Origin of the sequence: Albidovulum salinarum (assembly GCF_025673475.1) — a bacterium.
GTDB lineage: Bacteria > Pseudomonadota > Alphaproteobacteria > Rhodobacterales > Rhodobacteraceae > Albidovulum > Albidovulum salinarum.
In genome coordinates this window covers 1-989 of sequence record NZ_JAOVQO010000066.1, presented here as the reverse complement: position 1 = coordinate 989, position 989 = coordinate 1, and the positions used below count along the sequence as shown (strand labels likewise).

General features: G+C 62.9%; 1 protein-coding gene and 1 pseudogene. One reads left to right on the top strand and one right to left on the bottom strand.

The window, feature by feature from the left end:
• Positions 1-221 (top strand): annotated as a pseudogene (locus OEZ60_RS22130) (succinate--CoA ligase subunit alpha); the annotation flags it as partial.
• Positions 222-600: 379 nt separating this feature from the next.
• On the opposite strand, the gene OEZ60_RS22125 reads toward OEZ60_RS22130, so the two are convergent.
• On the bottom strand, positions 601-936 hold the full coding sequence (locus OEZ60_RS22125; protein ID WP_263341038.1) for a type 1 glutamine amidotransferase family protein: 336 nt from the start codon (positions 934-936) through the stop codon (positions 601-603).
• Between the last annotated feature and the right edge of the window lie 53 nt (positions 937-989).

The following is a 989-nucleotide window of genomic DNA, read 5'->3' as shown; positions in this document are numbered from 1 at the left end:
TCCTCAAGGACGAGGCCAGGCGCGGCCGCAAGAAGCCGGTCGCGGGCTTCATCGCGGGGCGCACCGCGCCTCCGGGCCGGCGCATGGGCCATGCCGGCGCCATTGTCGCGGGCGGCAAGGGCGGCGCGGAAGAGAAGATCGAGGCGATGCGCTCGGCCGGCATCGTCGTGGCCGACAGCCCGGCAACGCTGGGCGAGGCGGTCCTCAAGGCCATCGGGTGAGCCTACGGCATATTCGGTCAACTCCGACAAGGAGAGATCTGGCTTGAAGCGCTCGAATGAGGCGGCCTTGCGGTTCGCGGACCGACGGCAGTGACGCCCGACATCAATGGTTGGGCATTCGGTGATGACATGCCTGGTAGCATTGATGGCGTCTCTGGATCTGGAGGCCGTGACGCTGTTTTGGAACAGGCAACGAATTCGCCCGGCCGAGAATTGAAGGCACTCCGCACTATTCCTGCGATTCTCGCTGAGTTTGGAACTGGCTCAGCCTGCGAAAAGTGTCCAAATCCTGCCCCCGCAACCATCGTTGCTTGCCGAACTGTCTCCCATCAGCACCCCTGGGACATCTGAGTTGATTCTGTAACGGAGGGTTTCAGGCTCATCGTAACCGCCAAGGAGTGGAGATGAGGCAGACACCCGGAACAGCGAAGCCGACGGCAGAGTCGATCGTGTAGGACATCCGCCGGCGCACGCGGAAGCACCATTCGGCCGAGGAGAAGATCCGCATCGTCTTGGAAGGGCTGCGCGGCGAGGTCAGCATTGCCGAGCTATGCCCGCTCGAGCTGATCGCGGGCCGGTCGCCCGGCGTGATCACCGACCAGGTGATGCCGCCGCGGACCTGGTCGCGCACGGCGCGCAGGGGCTCCAGGAGGCAGGCAAGAACCATGTTCGAAAAGCCGTCGAACAGAAGGATCGTGACGTTGAGGGGCTTCATTTGGCACTATCGGAAAATTTATTGTCACTATCGGACAGATCAGGCGACGGAAG